At 62.7% G+C, this 16,341-nt stretch carries 12 protein-coding genes and 1 tRNA gene; 9 read left to right on the top strand and 4 right to left on the bottom strand.

All coding sequences use genetic code 11. The features are described from left to right. Positions 1-81: 81 nt before the first annotated feature. A complete protein-coding gene (locus EK373_RS11710; protein ID WP_129642827.1) occupies positions 82-1,968 on the top strand; it encodes an ATP-binding cassette domain-containing protein in 1,887 nt (628 codons plus the stop codon). Here EK373_RS11710 and EK373_RS11715 read toward each other — a convergent pair. From EK373_RS11715 to EK373_RS11725, 3 genes are all read right to left on the bottom strand, one after another. Then, positions 1,954-3,987 carry an amylo-alpha-1,6-glucosidase gene (locus EK373_RS11715; protein WP_129642828.1) on the bottom strand — a complete coding sequence of 678 codons (2,034 nt, stop codon included), beginning with the start codon at positions 3,985-3,987 and terminating at the stop codon, positions 1,954-1,956. The genes EK373_RS11710 and EK373_RS11715 overlap by 15 nt on opposite strands. Next, positions 3,984-5,876: a malto-oligosyltrehalose trehalohydrolase gene (treZ, locus tag EK373_RS11720; RefSeq protein WP_129642829.1), complete on the bottom strand. Its 1,893-nt coding sequence runs from the start codon at positions 5,874-5,876 to the stop codon at positions 3,984-3,986. Before treZ ends, EK373_RS11715 begins: the two co-directional genes overlap by 4 nt. A 155-nt stretch (positions 5,877-6,031) precedes the next feature. Beyond that, positions 6,032-6,116, bottom strand: a tRNA-Leu gene (locus EK373_RS11725). 102 nt (positions 6,117-6,218) lie between these two features. On the opposite strand from EK373_RS11725, the gene rnr reads away from it, so the two are divergent. Both rnr and rlmB read left to right on the top strand, forming a co-directional pair. Continuing rightward, positions 6,219-8,483, top strand: coding sequence for a ribonuclease R (gene rnr / locus EK373_RS11730; RefSeq protein WP_129642830.1), 2,265 nt, complete (start codon positions 6,219-6,221; stop codon positions 8,481-8,483). After that, the gene (gene rlmB / locus EK373_RS11735; protein ID WP_129642831.1) at positions 8,480-9,220 is read left to right on the top strand and encodes a 23S rRNA (guanosine(2251)-2'-O)-methyltransferase RlmB; all 741 of its coding nucleotides are present in this window, start codon (positions 8,480-8,482) and stop codon (positions 9,218-9,220) included. The genes rnr and rlmB overlap by 4 nt, the downstream gene beginning before the upstream one ends. Positions 9,221-9,222: 2 nt before the next feature. Here the strand turns inward: rlmB and EK373_RS11740 are convergent, their stop codons facing one another. Beyond that, on the bottom strand, positions 9,223-11,370 hold the full coding sequence (locus tag EK373_RS11740) for a bifunctional diguanylate cyclase/phosphodiesterase (RefSeq protein WP_129643643.1): 2,148 nt from the start codon (positions 11,368-11,370) through the stop codon (positions 9,223-9,225). A gap of 276 nt (positions 11,371-11,646) precedes the next feature. Here EK373_RS11740 and rpsF point away from each other — a divergent pair, with 276 nt between their 5' ends. From rpsF to alr, 6 genes are all read left to right on the top strand, one after another. After that, positions 11,647-12,027, top strand: a complete 381-nt coding sequence (gene rpsF / locus EK373_RS11745) for a 30S ribosomal protein S6 (RefSeq protein WP_129642832.1) — start codon at positions 11,647-11,649, stop codon at positions 12,025-12,027. A 31-nt stretch (positions 12,028-12,058) separates the two neighbouring features. Beyond that, positions 12,059-12,283 (top strand): 30S ribosomal protein S18, encoded by a 225-nt coding sequence (gene rpsR / locus EK373_RS11750; protein WP_129642833.1) that lies wholly within the window; start codon positions 12,059-12,061, stop codon positions 12,281-12,283. A gap of 118 nt (positions 12,284-12,401) precedes the next feature. Beyond that, a complete protein-coding gene (locus EK373_RS11755) occupies positions 12,402-13,250 on the top strand; it encodes a hypothetical protein (RefSeq protein ID WP_129642834.1) in 849 nt (282 codons plus the stop codon). A gap of 28 nt (positions 13,251-13,278) precedes the next feature. Then, positions 13,279-13,728, top strand: a complete 450-nt coding sequence (gene rplI / locus EK373_RS11760) for a 50S ribosomal protein L9 (protein WP_129642835.1) — start codon at positions 13,279-13,281, stop codon at positions 13,726-13,728. An 82-nt stretch (positions 13,729-13,810) separates the two neighbouring features. Continuing rightward, positions 13,811-15,169 carry a replicative DNA helicase gene (dnaB, locus tag EK373_RS11765; protein ID WP_198683330.1) on the top strand — a complete coding sequence of 453 codons (1,359 nt, stop codon included), beginning with the start codon at positions 13,811-13,813 and terminating at the stop codon, positions 15,167-15,169. Continuing rightward, complete coding sequence (gene alr, locus EK373_RS11770; protein WP_129642837.1) at positions 15,170-16,243, top strand: alanine racemase; 1,074 nt, start codon at positions 15,170-15,172, stop codon at positions 16,241-16,243. The last annotated feature ends 98 nt before the right edge of the window (positions 16,244-16,341 follow it).

Raw genomic sequence — 16,341 nt, forward strand, 5'->3', positions numbered from 1 at the left:
GAAGCGTCGACTCGTTCACACTGAGGTACTTAGCTGCACCCTAAAGTGCGTCCCTGGCACTTGAGGTTATGTAAGCCAAGCATGAGCGAATCGTCCGTTTCGGGCACCCCGGCCACGGCTGCAAAGCGTGGCGGCATCCTCTATCTCTACAAGCATCTTTGGGAACAATCGCAGGGCCGGCGTAAGCACCTGGTCGGCGCCGTCGTCCTGTTGTTGACCGCTCAATGCATCCTGCTCAGCGTGCCGTATTTCGCCGGCCGCGCCATCAACGTCCTGCAAGCGAATGGGGCGTCCGGCATCGGTCAGGCCGGTGTGTGGCTGGCGCTGGTCGTGGTCGCCACCGCGCTCAGCTGGGTGTTCCACGGCCCGGGCCGCCTGCTCGAGCGCAATGTCGCGTTGGAGATTCGCCGGCGCGTTTCCGGCGGCCTGTTGCAGCGACTGCTGTCTTTGCCGCTGTCCTGGCATGAAGCCAGTCATTCCGGCGTCACGGCCCATCGCCTGCAGCAGAGCAGCTCGGCGCTGTCATCGTTCACTCAAAGTCAGTTCATCTATCTGAGCAGCGCGGTCAGGCTGGTCGGTCCCATCGTCGCGTTGTGGCTGTTGCAGCCGTACGTCGGTCTGAGCGCAATCGTCGGCTTCGTGCTCATTTGCGTATCGGTCATCGGATTCGACCGCGCCATGATTCGTCTTGCGCATCGTGAGAACGACGCTGAGCGTCGCTACTCCGCGGCCTTGCTCGATGCGCTGGGCAACATCACCAGCGTGTTCGCGCTTCGTCAGGCGCGGGCCATCAACGATCTGATCCAGCGGCGTCTCGAAGCCATCTTCGCGCCGTTGCGTCGCTCCATCGTGTTGAACGAGGCGAAGTGGTGCACCGTCGACGTCTGCAGCAAGGTGCTCAGCTGCGGCCTGGTCGCGCTGTTTGCCTGGCTGGCCGTGCGGCACACGGACGCGAGCGTCGGTCAGAAGACCCTGATGCTCGGCAGCCTGTACATGGTGTGGGAATACGCGTCGCAGGCGGCCGGTGTGATCTCCACGTTTGCTTCCAACTTCCAGAACTTTGCGCGCCAGCACGCCGACTATGGCAGCGCCGATCCGATTCGCGATGCGACTGTCAAAACGGCTGATGCGCTCGAGCCCGAGGTGTTGCGGCCTTCATCGCCGGACTCGGAGTACTACATGGTCCGCGATGTGGTCTTCAGCCATCCCGGTGCACGCAGCGAGCGCCCGACACTCAATGGCGTGTCGCTTGCGCTTCAGCAGGGGCGCCGTTACGCGCTGATCGGCGGCAGCGGCTCGGGCAAGAGCACGTTGCTGCGTGTGCTGGCGGGTTTGTATGAGGCGGATCGCGTTGCCATCGATCGTCGCAATGGTCCGGCGATCGTAACGCCGTCGTCCGCGGCTCAGATGCTCAGAGCGAATGTGACTTTGGTGCCGCAGGATGCCGAAGTGCTGGAAGGTACGCTGGCGGAGAACCTGGCGCTTTGCTCGACGCACGCCGGCGCGCCGGCAGACGCGCAGTATTCAGGCGCGATGAACACCGCATGTGTCAGCGACTTCATCCCGGCGGATGCCAATGGCTTGAACACCGCAGTCGCAGAGCGTGGTGCGAACTGGTCGGGCGGTCAGCGTGCGCGAATCGCGCTTGCTCGCGGCATGCTCGCCGCAGCCGATAGCAATCTGGTGTTGTTCGATGAGCCCACCGCGGCCCTGGACTCCAGGACCGAGGCGCGCGTCTACGACAACATCTTCGCGGCCCTGCCGAACTCGTGCATCGTGTCGTCGATCCATCGCCTGCATCTGCTCGATCGTTTCGATGAAGTGATCGTGATGCACGAGGGGCGCGTCGTCGCGCAAGGCCCCGCGGCGTTGCTCGCCGCGACCTCGCCTGACTTCCGTCAGTTGCTGGCGATGTATCGTCAGGAAGATCGCGCGGCCCAGGCGCAGGCCGATTCAGCGGCTGCTTGATCCACCGGGCTTGGTTTTCAACCAGGCCCGTAGTACTTCGGCCACGCTCCAGGCCTGCGCCATGCAGCCACCTGGGGCGTAGGGCTCCTCAGCATCGAAGATCTCGCTGATGCTGCCGACACCGGCGTCGTAAAGGTGTCCGGGGAACGATTCCAACAATGCTCTGGCCCCGGTCGGGTCCGGATACACACGCAGATAAGCGTCGATGTAGTGGCCGATCAGCCAAGGCCACACTGTTCCCTGGTGATACGCCGCGTCTCGCTCGCGCAGGTTGCCGCGATAGTGAGATTTGTAGTCCGGATGATCCGAGCTCAGCGTCCGCAGCCCGTAAGCGGTCAGCAGCTTCTCGCGGATGACGTCGACCACTTGCTTCCAGTGGCGCTGGTACAGGACAGGATGTTGCAACGACACGGCGAAGACCTGGTTGGGTCGAATGGCGTCGTCGTTGCCGTTGGGCCCGTCGATCACGTCGTAGAGGCAGCCGCGTCGCTCGTTCCAATAGCGCTGATTGAACGAATCGCGCACTTGGGCGGCGAGGTTCTGGTATTGCTCGTGCGGCTGCCGCAGCTCGCTGGCCCATTGCGCCATCAGCTGCAGGGCGTTGTGCCACAGCGCTTGAATCTCCACCGGCTTGCCGCGACGAGGCGTCACGACCCAGCCGTCGACCTTCGCGTCCATCCACGTCAGTTGCAGACCCTCGGCCGCGGCCGAGATCAGTCCGTCCTTCGGGTCGACGTGGATGTTGAAGTGCGTGCCCTCGAGATGATGGCGGATGATGGATTGAAGCACTGGAAACAAGTTTCTCACCAGCGCGCGATCCGCCGTCGCCTCGACGTAGCGCGAGATCGCGTGGAAGTACCAAAGCGTCGCATCGACCGTGTGATACAACGCCTGCCGCTCGCCTTCGGGAAACAGATTCGGCAGCAGGCCATCCTTCACATAGTGCGAGAACGTGCTGAGAATGGCGCCCGCTTCCCGGTAGCGCCCGGTGGACAACGTGAGCCCGTCGAGGCTGATCATGGTGTCGCGACCCCAGTCGCCGAACCAGTGATAACCTGCATAGACGCTGCGCAACTCGCCGCCGGCTGCCTGCGCGAGCACGCTTTCTTCCAAGCGGCTGCCGGGAAGGACGATGAATTGATCCGCCGCCATCGCCAGCTGCTCGGCGACGGGATCGTTTCTCAGCGCCGGGGCGAGACTCAACAGATGGTGCAGGCGTTGACGTTCGGCATCGAAGACTGCCGGCGCGTCGAACTCCAGCTGTTCCCAATTGTGCACAGAAGCGACGAACACCGCCGGGTGACCGGGCCGGACGCGCGCCAGCAGATAACCCGGACTGAATGCGCTCTCGAATTCGGGATCGCCGCGATCCCGCTCGATGCGGTACACGAAGTTGGATTCGTCGCGCTCCTCGGTGACGAACGCCGTAGGGCCGGGGTGCAAGCCGAAGCGCAGGACGATGTCGGAATCGATGTGACGGACCTCGTGCCGGCCGCGGCGCACTTCGAGCGCGAAGGAGCCCGGCTCGGCGCGCGGCGATTCGTCGTGGCGTCGAAAAGAAACAAACGGCCGAACGTGCAGCTCGAGCGCCTCGCCGTGCAACAGCCGATATTGCACACACACCGTGTTCTGGTTGTGGACCATCGTGACCGACTTTTCGAACACCACGCCTTCGTGCTCGAAGGTCCACACGGCGATGCGATGGTCCAGCCGGAATTCTTTCAGGAACAAGTGCAATTCGCCTTCGAAGCGCTCGGACTCGTACTCTGCCCCGCCCAGGTGCATCTCGCGGTTGTTGATCATGACCCATTCATCGCAGCGGGAGATGAGGATGTGCCTGCCCTTCGGCGAGGCCAGATTGGGAACGAACAGGCCGTGATATTTCCGCGCCGGGATGCCGGCCAGGGTGCCGGAGGCGTAGCCGCCCAAGCCGTTCGTGACCAGCCACTCGCGGCTGCGCAGGAATGAAGGATCGCTGTCGCGGTTCCAGCTCAGTACGATCTGCCGATCGCGAATCATGCGGGTACCTCGGGATTTGTGATGCGGGGCGCCGCCACCAACAGCACGGCGCTTTGCGCCTGGATTCGCCAGGCGCCGCGTCCGTGATCGGCGACCGGCTCGAATGCGCCCATTCCGCCGTACTCGGGCGCTTCACTACTCCACAACGTTTGCCAGCCGCAGCCGCGCGGCGGCGCGAGTAGCGGTTCGGCGATCGAGCCGGGCTTCAGCTCGCCATCCAGGTTCACGATCAACAAACGATCACCGTGATCGTCATCGAACCATCGCAACACGAAGCTGTGCTCGCTCAGCGTTGCGCCGTCCATGCGGAGGTGATCCTGTCGTGAGATCACGGGGTCTCGAGCGCGCAGACGTAACAGGTCGCGGTGCAAGCTCAGCAGATGCCGATTGCGAGAGCATTCGGCCCAGTCGAGCTTGGAGTCTAGAAAAGTCCGCTCGGCGGCGGGATCCGGAATCAACGCCTGTAGCCTCGCATCCGCGTAGGCACGGAACTGGCCGACAAATTCGCGGCGGCCGGCGTGCACCTGGCACGAAAGTTTTTCAGTGTGATCGGCGAAGAACGTGAATGTGGTCGATGCGCCGAACTCCTGTCCCATGAATAACATCGGCGTCTGTGGAGCGAGCAGCGTTAGTGCGCACAGTGCACGGTAGCGCGGCGCCGCCGAGTTGGAATGAATGCGTACCCCCGTGGCGGTGTTTCCAACCTGGTCGTGATTCTGCAGAAAGATCACGCAGGCAGCCGCTTCGCGGTCGTGAAGCGGCGAGCCGCGGCTTTTTTTCTGCCACTCGTACCACTGGCCCTGATACAGAAATCCTCGGCGTACACACGACAGGAATTCCTGCGCGCGCCCGGTGTAGTCATGAAAGTACCCGTCGCGACTGCCGGTCAAAGCTACACGCGCGCTGTGGTGGAAGTCGTCGTTCCACATGGCGTCGATGCCGAAGCCGCCGGCTTTCACTGGCAGCAGATGCTCGCTGCACTGAGGTTCGTTCTCGGCGATGAAGACGATGCTGCGAGGCTGCGCGACGGCGCGAGCGCGCGTCGTCAGTTCGGTCAGCAGGTGTGTCCTGCTCGAATCGAGAATGGATTGAGTGGCGTCGAGCCGAAAACCATCGAGATGAAACTCGCGGATCCAATAGCACGCGTTGCCGATCAGGAACTCACGTGCGCCGGCATTGTGTTCTTCGTCGGTATTGAACGGATCGCCCCAGTCGGTGCGATATTGCTTGCTGAAATAATGCGGACTGAAATGGCCGAGGTAATTACCATCCGGTCCGAGATGGTTGTAGACGACGTCGAGAATGACCGCCAGGCCCAGCGCATGTGCGCGGTCGACGAATCGCTTGAATGCTTCGTGATCGCCGTACACGTGATAAGGCGCGTAAATCTGCACACCGTCATAGCCCCAGTTCCAACGTCCAGGGCATTCGGCGACCGGCATGATCTCCAGCACGGTGATGCCGAGATCGCGCAGATATTCGAGTTTGGTCGCGGCAGCGTCGAACGTTCCTTCGGGCGTGAACGTGCCGATGTGTAGTTCGTATATGACCTGCCGTGCGATGCCGATGCCCTGCCATTTCGCGTCGGTCCAGGTGAATGCACTGGGGTCGACGAGCTGCGATGGACCGTGCACGCCCTGGGGTTGGAATCGCGAGCAGGGGTCGGGCCACGGGCCGGCATCGTCGAGGCGATATTTATAGAGCCGGGCGGACGTGCTCGTGGCACCGGAAAAATAACCACCGTCCTCGCGCGTCAGAGCAAACGGCTTGCAATCGCTGTCTGCGAACACCACTTCGACGCGTGCCGCCTCGGGCGCCCACACGCGAAAGCGTGCCGTGCCATCAGAAGACAGTGCGCCCAGCAGTTCAGGATGCGGCGACGGCGACATGCGAACCCATCGATCGCGACGGTGATGACAGCGGTGCGGTGAGCACATGAAGTCAAGCGCCGAATCGCGAACATGGTTCCGCCCTAGTGAGGACGCGTCACCACCGATGGGGTACTATTGCCGCCTTCGTGTTTATTCTTCTTATTAGTGAGAGATGGTGCCCAGGAGAGGACTCGAACCTCCACGGATTGCTCCACTGATACCTGAAACCAGCGCGTCTACCAGTTCCGCCACCTGGGCAAGGAAGGGAACGCGGGGGCATGCCCCGCAAGAGGCGCGCAATGTACCGATGCCCTTTAGGGCTGTCAATGACAAGCCCCTGTTTTCCCCCTGTGAATCCCTATGAAGCTAAGAAAAAAAACTCGTAAACCCAAAAAGACCACCAAGCGCCCGGCCGTCCGGACCGGCGCCCCGTCCCGGCCCCGGGTCTCCCGTGACCAGCCGGCCATTCCCCAGGTGCTGCAGGCCGCTGGCCGTCCCCTGGATTTCGATGAGCTCGCCCAACGCGCCGAGCGCAATGGTGCCTCCGCCCGTAAACGGCTGACCAAGGAGCTGGAGGAGCTGCTGCAGTCCGGGGCCATCATCCGTAATCGGCGCGATGAGTACTGCTTACGTGAGCGGCTCTCGCTCACGGTAGGCACGGTCAGCGCCCACAAAGACGGTTACGGCTTCCTCATGCCGGACGATCGGTCGGCGCCGATCTACCTCGCACCACGCCAGATGCAGGAGGCCATGCACGGCGATCGTGCGGCCGTGCGCATCAGCGGCACCGATCATCGCGGCCGGCCCGAAGGCGCCATCGTCGAAGTGCTCGAGCGCAATACACGCGAGATCGTTGGCCGGCTGTACGACGAATCCGGCATCTGTTTCGTCGTGCCGGACAATCCGCGTATCGGTCACAAAGTGCTCGTGCCTCGACAGCATCTGGGCCAGGCGCGCCCGGGTCAGGTCGTGCTGGTGAAGCTGGTCGAGCAACCGTCCAAGACGGCGCAGCCGCTCGGGCACATCACCCGTGTGCTCGGCGAGCATGCGGCGCCGGGCATGGAAACCGACATCGCCATCCATTCGCACGGCTTGCCATTCGAGTTTCCTCCTGAAGTGATTGCCGAAGCGGAAGTGTTCGGCAACTCGGTGTCGGCCGCCGCGAAGCGCGGCCGCGAGGATCTGCGAGAGCTGCCACTCGTGACGATCGACGGTGAAGATGCTCGCGACTTCGACGACGCGGTGTACTGTGAGCCGTTGCGTGGCGGCAGTTGGCGATTGTTGGTGGCGATTGCCGATGTTGCCAGCTACGTAGAGCCGAATAGAGCGCTCGATCGTGAGGCGCAGCTGCGAGGCACCTCGGTTTATTTTCCGAATCGCGTCTTGCCGATGCTGCCCGAAGCGCTCTCGAACGGTTTGTGCTCGCTCAATCCGAACGTCGACCGGCTCTGCATGGTCTGCGAGATGCGTATCAACGCGGACGGCAAGGTGACGCGCGCGCAATTCTTCGAAGGATTGATGCGCTCGGCAGCGCGCCTCACTTACACCAAAGTGGCGGCGTATCTGGCCAATCCTGCCGCGGCCCATGAGCCTGAAGTGACAGCTCTGGGCGAGCAGCTGCAAAGCTTGTATGGCGTATTCAAAGCGTTGCACCGACAGCGCCTGAGCCGCGGCGCGCTCGACTTCGATGCGCCGGAGTTGAAAGTGAAGTTCGATGCACAGGGGCGCATTGCGACGTTTGTGGAGTCGACGCGCAACGACGCCCATCGTTTGATCGAAGAGTGCATGATCGCCGCGAACGTGCAGGCTGCGCGTTTCCTGAAGAAACATCGCATTCCCACGCTGTACCGCGTGCACGGCAAGCCCGAAGAGGATCGGCTGGAGCAGCTGCGTCAGTTCCTGCAGGGTTTCAACATTCATCTGCCCACGGATCGAGAGCTGGAGCCGCACGATCTGAGCCAGGTGTTGCAACGGTCCGTCGGTCACGAAGAGGCGCATCTGATCCAGACCGTCGTGATCCGGTCCATGCCGCAGGCGGTGTATCAACCCGAGAACATCGGCCACTTCGGCCTGGCCTTGTCCGAGTATGCGCACTTCACTTCGCCGATCCGACGCTATCCGGACTTGATGGTCCATCGTGGCATCCGTCACATCCTGCGAGGTGGCAATGCCGAGACGTTCCCATGGACCACGGGCATGGTGTCCACGCTCGGGCAGTCGTGCTCGCACACTGAACGGCGCGCCGATGAAGCGACACGCGACGCGATGTCCTGGCTCAAGTGCGAATTCATGCGCGACAAGATCGGCGAGGAGTTCGACACGTTGGTGACTGGTGTGGTCGACTTCGGCCTGTTCGTGCAGATCAAGGGAATGCAGATCGACGGGCTCGTGCACGTCAGCGCGCTCGGCGCCGATTATTTCTCGCGAGACAAGTCCGGCTATCGCATGGTCGGCGCGCGCAGCGGGCGGATTTTCCGTCTGGGCGATCATTTGCGCGTGCGACTGATCAATGTGGTCATCGATGAACGTAAAATCGACTTCGAGCTGGCCGAGGCGGGCGGCGGTCAACGCATGGTGCGCGGACCGTGGCAGCGTCGACGCAACCAGCACCGAGGAAGACGATGAGTGAATCGACGACGATTTTCGGGCTGCACGCGGTACGCACACTGCTGCAGCAACGGCCCGAACGCGCCGCGCTCCTGATCCTGCAGAAGGGCAGGGACGATGCGCGGATTGCCGAGGTATTGAAGCTGGCCCAGGCCAAGGGCATCAAGATCGAGATGCGCGATGGCAAAGAGCTGGATCGACTGGCCGGCGACGAGCGCCATCAAGGCGCGTGCTTGCAGATCCGCAGTGTGGGCGTGCTCGGCGAAGGCGCGCTCGACGACTTGCTCGATTCACTCACTACGCCACCGCTGCTGCTGGTGCTGGATGGCGTGCAGGATCCTCACAATCTCGGCGCCTGTTTGCGTACGGCCGATGCCGCTGGCGTTTCTGCGGTGATCGTGCCGAAGGATCGCGCGGCTGGCCTGTCGGCGACGGTGCGCAAAGTTGCATCGGGCGCCGCGGAAACCGTGCCGTTGATTCAGGTGACGAATCTCGCGCGCACGTTGCGCTGGTTGAAGGAACGAGAGATCTGGATCGTCGGCACGGACGATCAGGCGCCGCACTCGCTCTATGCGAGCAAGCTCACTGGGCCGCTTGCGGTGGTGTTGGGAGCGGAAGGCACGGGCTTACGTCGCCTGACACGCGAGAACTGCGATGCGCTGGTCAGCATTCCGATGCGCGGCGTCGTGGAAAGCTTGAATGTTTCGGTTGCCACCGGCGTGCTGCTGTACGAAGCCGTCCGTCAGCGCCAGTAAAATCAGCTTGCGGTGCCCGTCTTGCGTGACTTCACCGGCACGTACAGGCGGCTCATGGTCGCCAGGGGATCGAACTTGCCCGGGTTCTTGGCGCGCATCATTTCCGCGAAATCTTCCGGCTCCACGGCAGGGCTGCAAAAGAAGCCCTGATACTGATCGCAGCCGAGCGAGCGCAGGAATTCCAGCTGCTGCTCGGTCTCGACGCCTTCGGCAATCACCTTCAATCGCAGGCTGTGCGCCAGTGAAATGATTGCCTGCACGATGGCCGCGTCTTCGGGATTGGCGACCACATCCTTGATGAAGGTGCGGTCGATCTTGAGCTTGTCGAGCGGGAAGCGGCGCAGATAGTTCAGGCTGGAATAGCCGGTGCCGAAGTCATCGATGGAAATGTGCACGCCCAGGCGGCTGAGTTGTTCGAGAATCTCCGCGGACGCTGCCGCGTTGTGCATGACCGCGCTCTCGGTCAGCTCGATTTCCAGATAGGTCGGTTCCAGGTTGGCGCTTTCCAGCGCCGACTGCACGATGGTGACCAGGTTTTTCTGTCGGAACTGAGTTGCCGACATGTTGATGGCGACGCGCACCGGCGCCATGCCATTGACCTGCCACTGGCGCGCCTGGCGGCAGGCTTCGCGCAGAACCCATTCGCCGATCTGCAGAATGAAGCCGGTCTCTTCGGCGAGCGGAATGAAATCGCCCGGCGGAATCAGTCCGCGCTCCGGATGCCGCCAGCGAATCAACGCTTCGGTGCTGCTGATGCGGCCGGTGGTGACATCCACCTTCGGCTGGTAGTGCAGCTCGAGCTCGCCATTGCTGAGCGCGCGACGCAAGCCGTTCTCCAGTTCCAGGCGTTGCTGCGCGAATGCGTTCATCGAAGGCGTAAAGAACGAATACGTGTTGCCGCCGACTTTCTTCGAGTGATACATCGCCGCGTCGGCCGCGACAACCAGTTCCTCGGCGCGCGTGCCATCGCTCGGAAAGAGGCTGATGCCGATGCTGGGCGCGGTGTGAATGTCCACCGACAGAATGTGGAAGGGCCTGGCGAAGCAGGCGAGCAGGCGCTGCGCGAGTTGCTCCACATCGGATTGACCGGTGACTTCATCGGCGATGAGCACGAATTCATCGCCGCCGGTGCGCGCCAGCGTATCGCTCTTGCGCAGCATGCCGCGCAGGCGATTCGCCACTTCTTTCAACAATTCGTCGCCGCCGTGATGACCGAGCGAGTCGTTGATCATCTTGAAGCGGTCGAGATCGATGACCAGCACGGCGACGCGCCCTTCGCGGCGCTCGGCATAAGAAATGGCCTGCTCCAGACGGTCATCGAGCAACAGGCGGTTGGGCAATTCGGTGAGCGTGTCGTGCGTCGCCAGGTGGCGCAGGCGCGCATTCGCATCTTCCAATGCGACAGCATGCTGACGCGAGCGCGAGTCCAGGTGCGCGTCGTACATCAGCAGAATCATCGTGATCAGTAGCACGCTCAGCGCGAAACCGCCGATCAGCAACGCCAGCCAGCCGGTGCTGGTATTGGTCGCACCGATGCAATACGAGCCAGGCGCGAACTGCGAAGCAAACATGCCGGTGTAGTGCATGCCCGAGATGGCCGCGCCCATCACCAACGCCGCAATCGATCGCTGCAGGCGGATGCGCCACGAGGCGCCGCCTCGCAGATGGAAGAACAGCCACAGCGCGGCGAACGACGCCACGATGGCGATGACGATCGACAGGATCAGCAGCTTCGGCTCATAAGTAATGAAAGGCACGATGCGGATCGCGCCCATGCCCGAGTAGTGCATGGCCGCGATGCCGAGGCCCATGATCACCGCGGCGCCGGCCAGGCGGCCGAGGCTGCTTCGTTTCTGGCTCGCGATGCTGAGCGCGAAGCCCGAGACCAGCATCGCGACGACCAGCGAAGCCAGCGTCTTGGGAATGTCATAAGAGAGCGGAATCGGCAGCGTGAACGCGAGCATGCCGATGAAGTGCATCGACCAGATGCCGACGCCCATGGCGAGCGCGCCGCCCGCGAGCCACATGCGCACATACTGGCGCCGGGCCGTGGCCACGCGCGAGGCGAGGTTCAGTGCGGTGTATGACACGCAGACGGCTACCACGAACGATAGCGTCACGAGCCACGGGTTGTATGAGCCGTTCACTATGTAAAGTCCTGAGGAGCGGCGGTTAGCCGTCGCCGCTGGCTGTAACGGCCGCTGCCGATTTGTCTTGACGCAGTCCAGCAACGATTCAGCGCCGGGCCGGCAGGCGGATTCGGGGAAACCCCTAGCTAGCGCTCCTTATATTTGCTTCGGGCGGGGCGCTCGGCTAGTATCCGCGGCCCTGTTGCGTCCCGACCCTCGGGCGGGGCGGACAGTTTCTTTCAACTCCTTGCCGCACTTGGCTTCTCGATCCAGGCGGCATACCCACAAGGAGCAGCAATGCGACACTACGAGATCGTTTTTCTGGTGCACCCTGACCAGAGTGAACAGGTTCCGGCGATGCTGGAACGCTACAAGAGCATGATCGCGGCCGGCAACGGCACCGTGCATCGCCTGGAAGACTGGGGCCGTCGGCAACTCACGTTCCCGATCGCCAAGGTCCACAAAGCCCACTACGTGCTGATGAACATCGAGGTCGACGGCAAGACGCTGGCCGAGCTCACCGGCGCGTTCCGCTTCAGCGATGCGGTCCTCCGCCACCTGGTCATCAAGATGGACAAGGCCGTCACCGAAGCCTCGCCGATGGCGAAGGGCGACGAGGAGCGCGACGAGCGCTTCGCGCGTGACGACGAGGAAGAAGGCGCCTCCGCCTCGACCTGATCTGTCCAATCACTCTTAGTAGAGGTTCACCATGTCCCGCTTTTTCCGCCGTCGCAAGTTCTGCCGCTTCACCGCCGAAGGCATCGAACAGATCGATTACAAGGATCTCGGCATCCTGAAGAGCTACATCACCGAGACCGGCAAGATCGTTCCGAGCCGCATCACCGGCACCAAGTCGCACTATCAGCGTCAGCTGGCGATTGCCGTGAAGCGCGCTCGTTACCTGGCGCTGCTGCCGTACACCGACCAGCACTGAGAAACTTCGGGTCCCACGCCCCGCACCCTGTGAAACAATGGGGCGGGGCAGATACATGCACCGTGCAATTGCTGTCTGGCTAACAGGGCATCCGTGGCGCGCCGCCTTTGCGAGCGCCATGAGCGGAGCGCTTTCCCCGAGTCTGCCGCTGCCCTTTCTGATCGTTGCCGCGGCCATTGCTGTACTGGTGGCGTTGCGCTTCGATATGCGTTATGCGCTCGGCATGGCGTTCATCGCCGGCGCAACGGCCAGCTGGGTGGTGGCGTCGGTGTCGGCGATACCGCCGGGTTGGCTTGCTTTACTGTTTTTCGGCGGCGCCATGCTGTTTTTCGGCCCGGTGCTGCTGGCCTGGCTGCTGCGGAACACGGGCTCGCTGAACCTGGTATTCCAGGTCACGTTGCTGAGCCTGGCGGTGTTGCTGATGGTGGTGTTCGCCGTGCTGCCCGATCCGGTCGGCATGTGGCGCGAGCAGATCGAGCTGCAATTGAGCGCGATGGCGCGGGCCGGCTTCAGGTTTGAAGGCGATCGCGACGTGATCATTGCCACCTGGGCGCGCACCATGTGGGGCAGCGTCGCGGCGCTCTTGCTGGGTGTGGTGTTCGGCGCGGTGTTGCTGGGCCGGTGGTGGCAGTCGCTGCTGGACAGCCCGGGTTCGTTTGGTGTCGAGTACCGGCAGTTGCGGCTCGGGCTCGCGCTGGGAATCGCGACCACCGTGCTGTTCATCGCTGCGTTCATGACGGGCTCGGCCCTGACGGTTTCGCTGGCGTCGGTGGCATTCTTCGCGCTGGCGTTCCAGGGGCTGGCGGCCGCTCATCGCAGCAAGGCGGTCGGTCGGATGGATCGCAACTGGCTGGTCGCGATCTATGTATTGCTGATCGTGCTGCCGGTGACCTCGATCGTGGTGCTCATGCTCGCGATCTGGGGCTTTTTGGACAATTGGCTGCGTCCTCGGACGCAGAGCGCTTAACAGGCCTCTTTTACTTGAGGATAGGCTGATGGAAATCATTCTGATGCAGAAGGTTGCCAACCTCGGCAACATCGGTGACAAGGTCAAGGTGAAGGCCGGCTACGGCCGCAACTACCTGCTGCCGCAGGGCAAGGCCACGCTGGCCACGCCGGAGAACGTCGCCAAGTTCGAAGCCCGTCGCGCCGAGTTCGAGAAGGTCGCGAAGGAAGAGCTGGCCAGCGCCCAGGCGCGCGCCGCGAAGCTCGAAGGCTTCAAGCTGTCGCTCACGGCCAAGGCCGGCGGCGAAGGCAAGCTGTTCGGCTCGGTGGGCAACAGCGACATCGTCGAGGCGCTGAAGAAGGCCGGTCACACGGTCGAGCGTGCCGAAGTGCGCATGCCGAACGGCCCGATCCGTCAGGCTGGCGAGCACGTCGTGCAGCTGCACCTCCACACCGACGTGAACGTCGATGTGCCGGTCGTGATCATCGGCGAAGAATAACTCTCGGCTCGCCACCGTGGCCGAAGCCGAAGGCAAGTTCTCGTTCGCGGGTGCGCGTCGCGCCCGCGATAGAGACACGGCGGTGGATGACATCCGAGTCCCGCCTCACAACATCGAGGCGGAGCAGGCCGTGCTCGGCGGCCTGATGCTGGACAACCGCGTCTGGGACAACATCGCGGACCGCATCGTCGCCGACGATTTCTATCGCCGCGATCATCAAATCATTTTCGAGGCCATCGCCGAGCGCGGCGCCAACGGTGAGCCTTCCGACGCCGTCACTCTCTCCGAATGGCTGGAGCGCAAAGGCCTGCTGTCCGAAGTCGGCGGTCTGCCTTACCTGGCGCAACTGGTTCGTGACACGCCGAGCGCCGCGAACGTTCGAGCCTATGCCGATGCAGTCCGCGAACGCTCGACACTTCGCCAACTGATCTCCGTCGGCGGTGAAATCGCCAACGGCGCCTACGACCCACAAGGCCGCGCGTCCGCCGAGATCCTCGACGAAGCCGAGCGCCGCGTGTTCGAGATCGCCGAGAGCCGTAACAAGACCGGCTCGGGCTTCGTGCCGCTGCGGAACGAAGTCGGCAAGATCATCGATCTGATCGATACGCTGTCGCAGAACCCCGGCGCCATCACCGGTCTTTCCACCGGCTTCAAGAAGCTCGATGAGATGACGGCAGGTCTGCAGAAGGGCGACCTCATCATCGTTGCCGCCCGTCCTTCCATGGGCAAGACCACGTTCAGCCTGAACATGGCGGAAAACGCCGCCTTCGGCCCGAAGCAGGCCAAGGTGGGCGTGTTCAGTATGGAAATGGGCCGCGAGCAGCTGGCGTTTCGTATGGTCTCCTCGCTGGGCCGGGTCGATCAGACCAAGCTGCGCACCGGGCAGCTGGACGACGACGACTGGTCGCGGGTGCAGATGGCCATCTCGATGATGAAGGCATCCAACATCTTTATCGACGACACGCCGGCCTTGTCTCCTACCGAAGTGCGCGCGCGTGCGCGGCGCCTGAAGCGCGAGCATGGTCTGGATCTGATCGTGGTCGACTACTTGCAGCTGATGCAGGTGCCAGGGAACAAAGAAAACCGCACCGCCGAGATTTCCGAGATCTCGCGCTCGCTGAAGGCGCTCGCCAAAGAACTGTCGGTGCCGGTGATCGCGCTGTCGCAGCTGAATCGTGCTGTGGAACAGCGCACGGACAAGCGGCCGGTGAGCTCCGACTTGCGCGAATCGGGCGCCATCGAGCAGGACGCGGACATCATCATGATGATCTACCGCGAAGAAGTTTATAACCCCGAGACGCCGCGCAAGGGCATCGCGGACATCATCATTACCAAGCAGCGTAACGGTCCGACTGGCGATATCGAGCTGACGTTCCTCGGCAAGTTCACGAAGTTCGAGAATTACGCCCCCGAGGCCGCGTTCGGCGACGGACCTTTCTGAGTGAGCTTTCCCGTTGCGACCATCGACGCGGCGGCACTGCGCGGTAATCTGGCAGTGGTGCGGCGGATGGCGCCTCGCTCGCGGGTCATTGCTGTCGTCAAAGCGAATGGCTACGGCCATGGAATGATTCGCGTCGCCCGCGCGCTCGCGGATGCCGATGGACTGGGCGTGGCCCGTCTTGCCGACGCCGTTGCGCTTCGTGAAGCGGGCGTGACTCAGCGCATCCTGTTGCTCGAAGGCGTGTTCGGCGTCGAGCAGTTCGCTCTCGCGGCCAAAGAACAATGTGAGATCGTCGTTCACTCTCCCGAACAGCTCGATGCGCTGGAGCAATTCGCCGGGCCGCATCGCTTCATTGTCTGGTTGAAGCTCAACAGCGGCATGAACCGGCTGGGCTTCCGGGTTGAAGATTTCAGTGCCGCGCACGCTCGTTTGCAACGCTGCTCATCGGTCAGTCAGATTCGGGTGATGACGCACTTCTCTTCGTCGGAAGAGCGGGGCCACGTTACCGCGACTCAATTGAAGGTCTTCGACGATCTGGTCGGGCCGCTCGGCCTCGAGCGCAGCACCGCCAACTCGGCGGCGGTGATTGCGTGGCCGGAAGCGCATCAGGATTGGGTGCGGCCGGGGTTGATGCTCTATGGCATGTCACCGATGCCGAACCAGACCGCCACCGAGTTGGGTTTGCGGCCGGCGATGACTTTGTCGACTCAGCTCATTGCTGTTCAAAACATTGGTGTCGGTGAAGCGGTGGGTTACAACGGCATCTGGCGCGCTCAGCGCCCGTCGCGCATTGGCATTGCCGCCATCGGCTACGGCGATGGCTTTCCGCGTGGCACGCGCAACGGCGCGCCTGTGCTGGTCGGTGGCAGGGAAGCGCCGATCGCCGGACGCGTTTCGATGGATATGATTTCCATCGACATCACTGATTTGCCCGATGCCAAGGCCGGCGATGAAGTCGTTGTATGGGGTGAGGGGTTACCGGCGGAGCGGCTTGCGCCTTACGCGGACACGACTTGCTATGAGCTCGTGTGTCGCGTGACCTCGCGCGTGCCGCTGTTGTGGAAGGGCGCTTGAACCTTTGCCTGGAAAGTCTCCGCTCGCAATAGGCTGGCTACTGAGAGCAATGTTTTAAGCAGCCGCGTCCTCTCCGAAGGAGGGGACAAAGAACCATT

Origin of the sequence: Peristeroidobacter agariperforans (genome assembly GCF_004138335.1) — a bacterium.
Taxonomy (GTDB): domain Bacteria; phylum Pseudomonadota; class Gammaproteobacteria; order Steroidobacterales; family Steroidobacteraceae; genus Steroidobacter; species Steroidobacter agariperforans.

Coding starts and splice junctions, on each gene's coding strand:
- rnr (WP_129642830.1), top strand. CDS start 6,219: ATGAAGCTAAGAAAAAAAACTCGTAAACCCAAAAAGACCACCAAGCGC.
- rpsF (WP_129642832.1), top strand. CDS start 11,647: ATGCGACACTACGAGATCGTTTTTCTGGTGCACCCTGACCAGAGTGAA.
- rplI (WP_129642835.1), top strand. CDS start 13,279: ATGGAAATCATTCTGATGCAGAAGGTTGCCAACCTCGGCAACATCGGT.
- treZ (WP_129642829.1), bottom strand. CDS start 5,876: ATGTCGCCGTCGCCGCATCCTGAACTGCTGGGCGCACTGTCTTCTGAT.
- EK373_RS11715 (WP_129642828.1), bottom strand. CDS start 3,987: ATGATTCGCGATCGGCAGATCGTACTGAGCTGGAACCGCGACAGCGAT.
- rlmB (WP_129642831.1), top strand. CDS start 8,480: ATGAGTGAATCGACGACGATTTTCGGGCTGCACGCGGTACGCACACTG.
- EK373_RS11710 (WP_129642827.1), top strand. CDS start 82: ATGAGCGAATCGTCCGTTTCGGGCACCCCGGCCACGGCTGCAAAGCGT.
- rpsR (WP_129642833.1), top strand. CDS start 12,059: ATGTCCCGCTTTTTCCGCCGTCGCAAGTTCTGCCGCTTCACCGCCGAA.
- EK373_RS11755 (WP_129642834.1), top strand. CDS start 12,402: ATGAGCGGAGCGCTTTCCCCGAGTCTGCCGCTGCCCTTTCTGATCGTT.